Origin of the sequence: Brevibacterium sp. 2SA (genome assembly GCF_005502845.1) — a bacterium.
Classification (GTDB): Bacteria; Actinomycetota; Actinomycetes; order Actinomycetales; family Brevibacteriaceae; genus Brevibacterium.
The window spans coordinates 149,984-159,792 of record NZ_SCMW01000004.1; the positions used below are offsets into that span (position 1 = coordinate 149,984).

The 9,809-nt window shown below is 67.2% G+C and carries 9 protein-coding genes; 8 read left to right on the plus strand and 1 reads right to left on the minus strand.

Annotated elements, in window-relative coordinates; all coding sequences use genetic code 11:
* The first annotated feature begins 6 nt into the window (after positions 1-6).
* The 8 genes from FFS20_RS03330 (at position 7) to FFS20_RS03365 (ending at position 7,611) form a co-directional block, all read left to right on the plus strand.
* Positions 7-1,680, plus strand: a complete 1,674-nt coding sequence (locus tag FFS20_RS03330; protein WP_249356572.1) for a hypothetical protein — start codon at positions 7-9, stop codon at positions 1,678-1,680.
* A complete protein-coding gene (locus FFS20_RS03335; RefSeq protein WP_137824520.1) occupies positions 1,680-1,982 on the plus strand; it encodes an urease subunit gamma in 303 nt (100 codons plus the stop codon). The genes FFS20_RS03330 and FFS20_RS03335 overlap by 1 nt, the downstream gene beginning before the upstream one ends.
* Before the next feature lie 12 nt (positions 1,983-1,994).
* Positions 1,995-2,330 carry an urease subunit beta gene (gene ureB / locus FFS20_RS03340; protein ID WP_137824521.1) on the plus strand — a complete coding sequence of 112 codons (336 nt, stop codon included), beginning with the start codon at positions 1,995-1,997 and terminating at the stop codon, positions 2,328-2,330.
* Positions 2,323-4,026: an urease subunit alpha gene (locus FFS20_RS03345; protein ID WP_137824522.1), complete on the plus strand. Its 1,704-nt coding sequence runs from the start codon at positions 2,323-2,325 to the stop codon at positions 4,024-4,026. Before ureB ends, FFS20_RS03345 begins: the two co-directional genes overlap by 8 nt.
* The gene (locus tag FFS20_RS03350; RefSeq protein WP_212743277.1) at positions 4,026-4,769 is read left to right on the plus strand and encodes an urease accessory UreF family protein; all 744 of its coding nucleotides are present in this window, start codon (positions 4,026-4,028) and stop codon (positions 4,767-4,769) included. The genes FFS20_RS03345 and FFS20_RS03350 overlap by 1 nt, the downstream gene beginning before the upstream one ends.
* Positions 4,762-5,616 (plus strand): urease accessory protein UreG, encoded by an 855-nt coding sequence (gene ureG, locus FFS20_RS03355; protein WP_137824523.1) that lies wholly within the window; start codon positions 4,762-4,764, stop codon positions 5,614-5,616. The genes FFS20_RS03350 and ureG overlap by 8 nt, the downstream gene beginning before the upstream one ends.
* Entirely contained in the window at positions 5,613-6,350 is a 738-nt protein-coding gene (locus FFS20_RS03360) for an urease accessory protein UreD (protein ID WP_137824524.1), read from the plus strand. The genes ureG and FFS20_RS03360 overlap by 4 nt, the downstream gene beginning before the upstream one ends.
* Positions 6,351-6,486: 136 nt before the next feature.
* Complete coding sequence (locus tag FFS20_RS03365; protein WP_171006960.1) at positions 6,487-7,611, plus strand: HoxN/HupN/NixA family nickel/cobalt transporter; 1,125 nt, start codon at positions 6,487-6,489, stop codon at positions 7,609-7,611.
* 434 nt (positions 7,612-8,045) lie between these two features.
* Here FFS20_RS03365 and FFS20_RS03370 read toward each other — a convergent pair whose 3' ends face one another.
* Positions 8,046-9,350 (minus strand): LPXTG cell wall anchor domain-containing protein, encoded by a 1,305-nt coding sequence (locus tag FFS20_RS03370; RefSeq protein WP_137824526.1) that lies wholly within the window; start codon positions 9,348-9,350, stop codon positions 8,046-8,048.
* Between the last annotated feature and the right edge of the window lie 459 nt (positions 9,351-9,809).

The window sequence follows — 9,809 nt, forward strand, 5'->3', positions numbered from 1 at the left end:
ATGACGATGTCTGCAGACAAGTCGACGGCACCGCCGGGGACGAGCAGCGAGGCGAAAGCCGCAGCGCGCGAGAGTCTCGAGGACTACACCCTGAGATTCGCGCCGCGCTCCTACCGCACGTGGGCACCGGCTGTGGTGGCGACGAGTGCGCTGGGAGGCATCGCGTATCTCGCTGACTTCTCAATCGGTGCGAGCATCGGTCTGGCACACGGCACAGCCAACGGCATCCTCGGCATCCTCACGGCGGCCATCATCATCTTCCTCACTGGCTGGCCCTTGGCCTTCTACGCCGCACGCTACAACCTCGACCTCGATCTCATCACCCGCGGAGCAGGGTTCGGGTACTACGGCTCGGTGATCACGAACATCATCTTCGCCACCTTCACGTTCATCTTCTTCGCCCTCGAGGGTTCGATCATGGCCCAGGGACTCTACTTGGGACTCGGCATTCCGAGTCCGATCGGCTACCTCATCTCCACAGTCCTCATCTTCCCGCTCGTCATCTTCGGCATGAAGGCGCTGGCTCGACTGCAGGTCTCGACGACACCGCTCTGGCTCGTCCTCATGGTCGTCCCCGTCGGCTACCTCATCGCCTTCCAACCGGAATCCGTGAGCACCTTCTTCGCGTACCAGGGCGAGAGCGGCGAGAGCGCGAACTTCGCCTCGGCCATGCTCGCCGCTGGAGTCTGCCTCTCGCTCATCGCCCAGATCGCCGAGCAGATCGACTACCTGCGATTCATGCCCCCGCGCACTCCGGCTAACCATCGCAGCTGGTGGACGGCGGTGATCCTCGCCGGTCCCGGCTGGGTGATCTTCGGGGCGATCAAGCAGATCATCGGCATGTTCCTCGCCGTCTACCTCATCGCCAACGTGCCTGGAGCCACCGGATTCGCGACCGAACCGGTGCAGCAACTGCTCGCCACCTACGAGCAGATGATGCCGCAATGGCTCGCCCTACTGCTCGCCGTCGTCCTCGTCGTCATCTCCCAGGTGAAGATCAACGTGACGAACGCCTACTCCGGGTCGCTGGCGTGGACGAACGCGTACACCCGGATCACCAAGCGCTACCCGGGGCGGATCACCTTCCTCGTCGTCAACCTGCTCTTCGCTCTGGCGCTCATGGAACTCAACATGTTCGACTTCCTCAACGCGATCCTCAGCTTCTACGCCAACCTCGCGATGTCGTGGATCTGCGTCGTCGCCGCGGACATCGCCATCAACAAGTACGTGCTGGGACTCTCACCGAAGACTCCGGAGTTCCGCCGCGGCATGCTCTACGACTGGAACCCGGTCGGCGTCGTCTCCCTCGTGCTCTCCGGTGGGGTGTCCATCGCCATCTACTTCGGTGCTTTCGGGGCCGCAGTCCAGCCGTTCTCCCCGCTCTTCGCCGTCGGCATCGCCATCGTCGCCACTCCGCTCATGGCGATCATCACCCGGGGGCGCTTCTATCTGCGTCGACAGGACGACGGCATCGACGTGCCGATGTATGACGACGACGGCAACCCCACGGATGCGACCCTGTGGTGCCACGTCACGGAGATGGAGTTCGAGCGTCCCGACATGATCGCCTCGGCGAAGACCGGACCGAACGGGGAGACGCTCTATCTCAGCTCTCTGGCATTGTCGACCGATCGCCTCGGCGAACATGTCCTGCCTGCCGACCCGGTCCGGGAGCGCTGATGCACTTCACACCGGGGGACACGGAGAAGCTGCTGCTCTCCGTCGCCGGCATGGTCGCCCGCGATCGCCTGTCGCGGGGCGTTCCGCTCAACTATCCCGAATCCGTTGCGCTGCTGAGCACCTGGGTGATCGAGCGAGCACGTGAGGGGGCCGCAGTCGAGGAGCTCATGGTCACCGGACGAGAGGTCCTCAGCCGCGACGACGTCATGGACGATGTGGCGCCGATGCTCCACGACGTCCAGGTCGAGGCCACGTTCCCCGACGGGCGCAAACTCGTCACCATCCACAACCCCATCGACTGACAGGACCGCTTCATGGCAGGCATGAGAGACCACGGGCCGGGTGCCGTGAGGGTGCGCGAGGGAACCCGCAACCTCAACGCACGCGCTGCCGGGGCAGAGATCGGCAGCATCACCATCGAGAACACGGGAGATCGTCCGGTTCAGATCGGATCGCACTTCCACCTACCCGACGTCAACGCCGCATTGGCGTTCGACCGGGCACGGGCCGATGGTTGCCGACTCGACATTCCGGCAGGAACCTCGATCCGGTTCGAACCGGGGGCGTCGCGGACCGTGCCGATCGTCCGCCTCGGCGGTCGTGCCCGGGTGCCCGGTCTGCGGATTCGCACGGACGGCTCTGATGGCTGAGATCTCCGCTCAGCGCTACGCCTCCCTCTACGGACCGACGACCGGGGACCAGGTTCGCCTCGGTGACACCGACCTGTGGATCGAGATCGAGGACGACCGGACCTTCGGGGGTGACGAAGCGGTCTTCGGTGGGGGCAAGTCGATTCGCGAATCGATGCTCCAGGGCCCGACGACGCGCGCGGAAGGGGCACCGGACACCGTGATCACGAATGTCATCGTCCTCGACTGGTGGGGGATCATCCGCACCGACGTCGGCATCCGCGGCGGCGAGATCACGGCTCTGGGCCGGGCGGGCAACCGCGACATCGCGGACGGGGTCGATCCGGGTCTGCAGATCGGCCCGTCGACCGACATCATCTCCGGCGAGGGCCGAATCCTCACCGCCGGCGGGATCGACTCGCACGTCCACCTGCTGTCGCCGTCGCAGATCCATGAGGCGCTCGCCACCGGAATCACCACCGTGGTCGGCGGCGGAACAGGGCCGTCGGAGGGGAGCAAGGCGACGACGGTGACGCCCGGAGCGTGGCATCTGGGGATGATGCTGCGGGCCCTCGACGCACTGCCGATCAACGTCCTCCTCCTCGGCAAGGGCAACACCGTCTCCGCCGCGGGTCTGGCCGAACAGGCCCTCGGCGGGGCGGCGGGATACAAGATCCACGAGGACTGGGGTGCGACACCGGCCGCGATCGACGCCGCCCTGCGCGCCGCCGACGATCACGGTCTGCAGGTCGCACTCCACTCGGACTCACTCAACGAGTCGGGTTTCGTCGAGTCGACGATCGCCGCGATCGCCGGGCGCAGCATCCATGCCTTCCACGTCGAAGGCGCCGGCGGCGGCCATGCGCCCGACATCCTCTCGATCGCCGCGCTGGAGAACATCATCCCCGGATCGACCAACCCGACTCTTCCGCACACCGTCAACACCGTCGCGGAGCACCTCGACATGCTCATGGTCTGCCACCACCTCAACCCCAGCGTGCCCGAGGACCTCGCCTTCGCCGAATCGCGCATCCGGGCGACGACGATCGCCGCCGAGGACATCCTCCACGACCTCGGCGCGCTGTCCATCACCTCCTCGGACGCTCAGGCGATGGGCCGCATCGGCGAGGTCATCACACGGACCTGGCAGGTCGCCCACGCGATGAAGCTGCGGCGGGGGCGCCTCGGCGAGACGATGCCGGCAGACAATGAGCGGGCACGCCGGTACGTGGCGAAGTACACGACCAATCCGGCCATCGCACATGGGGTCGATTCTCACCTCGGTTCCGTCGAAGTCGGGAAGATGGCCGATCTCGTGCTGTGGGATCCGCGCTTCTTCGGCGTCCGTCCCGACCTCGTCATCAAGGGCGGAACGATCGCCTGGGCCGGCCTCGGCGATCCGAACGCGTCGATCCCGACACCGCAGCCAGTGCTCATGCGGCCTGCGTTCGGGAATGCCCTCGGGGCGACGACCTCGGTGTCGTTCGTCGCTCCGGCCGCGCTCGACAGCGGCCTGCGCGAGCGCTTGGGCCTGCGCCGCGAGCTGCGAGCCGTCGCTCCAACACGGGGGATCGGAAAGGCGGACATGCGCAACAACGACGTCCGTCCCACCATCGACATCGACCCGGACACGTTCCAGATCGCCATCGACGGCGACCTCGTCACCGCGGCACCCGCACACGCGTTGCCGCTCGCCCAGCTCTACCAGATGTTCTGATGGACACGGTGACGCTCAACGCGCTGGGGCCCGGGGCCGCCTCGGCGATCATCATGCTCCTCGCCGACGCCCGCCTGCCCGCGGGAGCACACGTGACCTCGAACGGCGTCGAAGCCGGTCTGCGCCACGGGCTCGTGACGGGGGAGGTCGCGGCCTACATGCGCGCACGGATGCGCACCGTCGTCCGCGTGGAAGCCGGCACCGCCGTCGTCACCCGCCATGCCCTGACCGACACTCGCGTCGTCGACGGCGATGAGGTCGACCGCGGCAGCAGGAGCGACCGGGAGTCCAGTGCGATCCTCGCTGACATCGGCGACGAATGGGCAGCGCGAACTCCCAGCCCGGCCTTGCGGGAGATCGCCGAGGCGCTCGGAGCGGGACTGCGTCGCGTGGCGGTCACGCTGTGGCCCAAGTTGAACCCGGTGATGCCGCGGCGCGGACTCCCGCGTCCTGTGGTGCTCGGCTCCATCGCCGCAGCCGCCGGGATTCCGGCAGCCGACCTCGTGCGCCTCGTCGCCTACGACGATGCGCAGACGGTCGCTGCTGCGATGCTCAAACTCGAACCGATGGATCCGCTTGCGGCCACCGGTTGGGTGCTCGAGGCGTGCACCGCCTTCGAGCCCTGTGTCGCCGATCTGGCGACGCTCACCGACCCCGCAGCGATTCCCGCTGCCGGGGCACCGCTCATCGAGGACTGGGCAGAGGCCCAGTCCGCACTGCCGAGGAGGCTGTTTCGTGCCTGAGATCCCCACCCCGCACCGTTCCCTGCGACTCGGAGTCGCCGGACCCGTAGGCACCGGCAAGAGTTCGCTCATCGCGATGATCTGCCGCACCCTGGCCGACGAGATCCGCATCGGGGTCATCACCAACGACATCTACACCGACGAGGATGCCCGGCTGCTCAGGGCTGCCGGGGTCCTCGATCCCGACCGGATCCGCGCCATTGAGACCGGGGCGTGCCCTCATACGGCGATCCGCGACGACGTCACGGCCAACCTCGCGGGAGTCGAGGAGCTCGAAGCCGCCTTCGATCCGCTCGACCTCGTGCTCGTCGAATCCGGCGGGGACAACCTCACTGCGACGTTCTCGCCGGCTCTCATCGACGCCCAGATCTTCGTCCTCGACGTCGCCGGCGGTGGCGATGTAGCGCGCAAGGGCGGGCCCGGAATCGGGCGCGCCGATCTCCTCGTCGTCAACAAGACCGACCTCGCGCCGTACGTGGGCGTTGATGTCGAGCAGATGATCTCCGACGCCGAGGCGGCACGCGAGCAGGGCCCGGTGCTCGGGCTGTCGCGCACCGACAAGGAATCCGTCGCGCGTCTGCGGTCATGGCTGCTTGCCCTGCTCGAGACGCACCGGTCCGGGGCGCACGAACCGCAGGATCCGGGTCCGATGGCACCGCATTTCCATGCCGATGATGACGGGGGATACGTGCACTCGCACGCCGAAAGTGAGAGCCACGGGCACGCGGACGATCCCAATCATGCCGATTCCGACCACGACAGTGCCGGCGGCCCCGACCCCCGGGAGCATGCAGAGGGCGGAGACCGGATCCCAGCGGATCGGGTACTTGCAGATGGTCGGGGATGACCCATATCGCCGTCGAACGGGTCGCCGGACGCAAGCTTCCGCAGGTGCGTCTGACTCCCGGTCTCATGCAACCGCGGCTGATCTCCCGCGCGGCCGGAGGGCGCGCGCATGTGGCGATCGTCGCCGGAGGCGCGGCGCTCCTCGGCGGGGATGCGGTGACGATCGGCATCCGGGTCGGGCACGGATGCCGGCTCATCATCGAAGACGTCGGGGGCACAGTCGCTTACCCGACCAATGCGGCGGAGTCGCGGTGGGACGTCGACATCGAGGTGGGCGCGGCCGGCAGTCTCATCTGGGAGACGTACCCGTTCGTCGTCGCGTCGGGGGCGCGGGTGCGACGGTCGACTCGGGTGCGCGTCGGCGCCGAGGCGACGGTGCATCTGCGGGAGACGATCGTGCTCGGGCGGTCGGGCGAAGTCGGCGGGGCTCTGCGGAGCAGCACCGATGTGCGCGACTGCGCGGGGAGGCCGTATTTCGTCGAGGACCTCGATGTCGACGGGACCGATCCGCTGCCGGGCGTCCTCGGATCCGCCTCAGTCCTCGACACGGCGATGCTCTTCGGCAGGAGAGACGAAGCCGCCGGTCCGACTGCGGGTGACGACGTGGGCGGCGGGACGACAGTGCGAATACTCGAACTCGCACGGCCCGGGACGATCGCGAGAGCGATCGGTGCCGCCGCTCACGAGTCGCACGTCGACTCCGTGTGGCAGCGGTGGACCCGACCGACCGAGTGAGCATGCGACAACTGCTCACGGTGAGCTGCCGGGGCATGGAACAGGCGGCCGGAGTGCCACACCTGACCGGGAAGGCGAACAAGTGAGGGACGCAATGGATACAGGCACACCGAAGGTGGAGACGAAGGGACCGACAATGGATACGACGACAGCGGGACGGTCGAGAACGGGGCAGGTGGACGGCACCCGATTCGATGCGGACTGGTGGCGGATGCGGACGCCGTTGATCGTCATCGCGGGGCTCGCGATCGCAGGGATCAGCCTAGTCCTCGCCTCGACGAACGAGATCGGCCACGCCGCAGCCTGGGGTCTGGCGGCAACAGCCGTGCTCCTCGGCGCTCGCCATGCCTTCGACGCCGACCACGTCGCCGTCATCGACAACGTCACCCGGCGACTCGCGACCGCTGACCAATCCCGGCTTCGTGGTGGTGCCGTCGGATTCTGGTTCGCGCTCGGGCACTCGAGCGTCGTCATCATCACCGCTGCCCTCGTCACCGCCGGTGCCGCCGCGGCTCGCAGCCTCGTCGTGAGTGAGGACTCCGATCTGCGTGCCGGTCTCGGGATGTGGGGACTGCTGTTCGCGACCTGCGTCGTGGGGGTCTTCGGGATCGTCAACCTCGTCGCGTTCATCCGCCTTCTGCGCGACCGTCGCACTGGGGGAGCGCCCGCGGCAGATCCGAACGGTGACACTGGAGCCGGTTCTGCGCCCCGTGGACCTCTCACGACAGTCTTCTCCCGGCTCATCGGCACCGTCGATCGACCGGCGCGGATGTATCCCATCGGGCTCCTCTTCGGGCTCGGGTTCGACACCGCGGCGACGATCGGACTGATGATCGCGGCCGGTGCAACGGCCGCGAGCACGTCGCCGCTTCTCGCTCTGTCGCTTCCGCTGCTCTTCGCTGCAGGTATGGCGGCGTGCGACACCGGGGACAGCGTGATGATGGCGAGGCTCTATCGCTGGGCCGCCGGTGACGGCGGGCGATTCCGCCGCTACAACCTCATCGTCACCGGACTCTCAGTGCTCATCGCGGCCATCGTCGTCATCGCCGGTGTCGCCGAGGCGGGGGTGGAGACCGCGACGTTCACCCTTCCCGCCCCGGATACGGAGTACGCCGGGTTCGTCGCCACCGGCTTGTTCGTGCTCATCGCTGTCGCGGCTCTTCTCACAGCGCGACGACGGGCGGCAACCGCTGAACGCAGGGACGACGGGAAAGTTCTGAGCGCCGAGGTGGGAGAGGGGCCCGCGGCGAGTGACAGGTGATGCTCGGCGGCGCTGTTCGCCTCTCTGCACTGGTCGCCTCGCCTTCGAATTATGGGAGCACGCCGTCGCGGCCAGACTGGGTTGTGGGCAGTTCGCTCTGAGATGGCCAAGGCAGCCTCGGCCTTCTCTGTCCCACCTGGCGCAAACCGCGGCCCAACGCGAATTCCGTGGGCAACCAGGAGTGGGGAGGACGCTGGTCCTCTGCGCTCCGCCGACCCGAACGTCGTTTCGGCTCAGCCTGTTTCGGGCGGCTCACGTTTTGAACAGAGCCGCTCGAACTGACCTGAGCCGCAGCGGTGGCGGCCGTCGTTTTCTCGCCCGACCTCAGCCTCACGCGTCCTGGAACTGACTGAGGCGCCTGGTCCGACAGTGTCGAACCAGGCGCCTCAGGGCTTCCGGGGACTCAGCTCAGCGAGATGAGTCCGCCGGCCGGATCAGATGTCCGAGGGCGAAGGGACACCCTTCTTGCGGCGCTTCGTCAGGAAGATCGCAGTGCCGCCGACGAGGAGGAGGCCGGCACCGGCTGCGAGGCCGGTGAGCTCCATACCGGTGCGGGGCAGGTCGCCTCCACCGTTTCCGCCGCCGTTGCCGCCATCGGAGCCACCGTCATCATTGCCGTCGCTGCCGCCGGCGTTCGGGTCCTCTTCCACCGAGAACTTGCCGGTGAGCTCGTCGTCACCGCAGGTCACGGTCACGTCGTAGTCGCCGATGTACGCGCTCGGGTTCGACGCCGAGGTGCCGTAGACCGTGACGGAGGCGTTGCCCTCATCGTCGGCCTTCTCAGTTTCATCGAACGCCGTCACCGAGGAGTTGCCCTTGGGGTTGACCACGAAGCGCACGTCTTCGCCGGGCTCGCAGTTCTCGACGACGAGCTTGACGCCCTTGTCCTTCTGGACGAAGTCCTTCGGGGTGACGGATTCGGGAGAGACGATCAGCTTCGCCTCGGCGGCCGGGGTGGTCGGCGTCTCGGTGGCATCCTCGACGACGGTGAATGCCTGCGGCTCGGTCTTCTCACCCGACTCGTCGTCGATGAACGTGACCGTGTACTTGCCGGGCTTGACGCCCTTCGCAGTGAAGGTCCCATCGACGTTGCCCTTGTCGTCGGCTTTGGCGACGACGGTGTCGTCGGCGTCGACGCCTTCGATGCTCACATCTCCGCCGGGGGTGAATCCCTCTCCGGTGAAGGTCAGACCCCACTTCTCAAGATCTGCAGCGGAGATCTCCTTCGACTCGAGGCTCGCCTTCGGGTCGACGGCCGGAGCGGTGGGCTCTTCGGTCTCGTCGCCGCCGGCGGTCACCTCGAAATTGGTGCTGTACGTTTCGTTCTCATCAGCGACATTGGTGACAGTCACGGAGTACCCGCCGATGAATGCATCGCTGGCCGTGCCCAGGCTGTTGACACCGGTCTCAAAGGCGCCGGTCTCGTCGGTGGTGACGGTTTCCTCGTACGGAGCGACGTTCTGACCGGACGTGGGGGTGACCACCATCGTGAATTTGGCATCGGGTGCGAGTCCGGCGCCCGAGATGCCGACACCGGGATCGGCGAACTCGTCGGTCGTCACGCTCGCCGACGACACGGCGATCGTGCCCTCGGAGGCCGAAGCGTCGGCGGGAGACGGTGCCTGCTGAATCGAGGCCGGGCCTTCTGGAGCCTGCGTGCTCGGGGTGGCGATGACCGGGGATGCTGCCAGGCCGGTGATGGCGAGGGCCACCACGGGGGCGAGGGCGAGTTTCTTCATTTCTGTCCTTCGAAATGCGGAGGGAGGAGAGCTTCCGAAAGTAACAGTAATGACACATTCACGACGCACATAGTTTAGAACGTTTTGGTCACGTGAATTCTTCGGAACAGTGCTGGGAAGAACAGCGCCGGCCAGAGCAGTGCTGGGATTCACGCCAGCCTGCCTTTGCCGCCCGGCAGAGGACGCTGGCCCCTTGCCGTCGCCTGGTCGTTGCGAAACCTTGACCGTCCCGTGATCTCTGTTCCGACAGCACGCCGGCTGCCCGTGCGCTACCCGTCGCGTTGCTCGGTTCCCCGCACCACGCTCGTTGTCGCCTGGTCGTTGCGAAACCTTGGCCGTCCCGTGATCGCCGTTCCGGCAGCGTGCCCGCCGCCACTCGCACTGCTTGCTTCTCCACACCACATACGACGCCACCCGCCGGTCGGACAGCCCTCCCGCCCGTCAGCTGAGCCACCACCC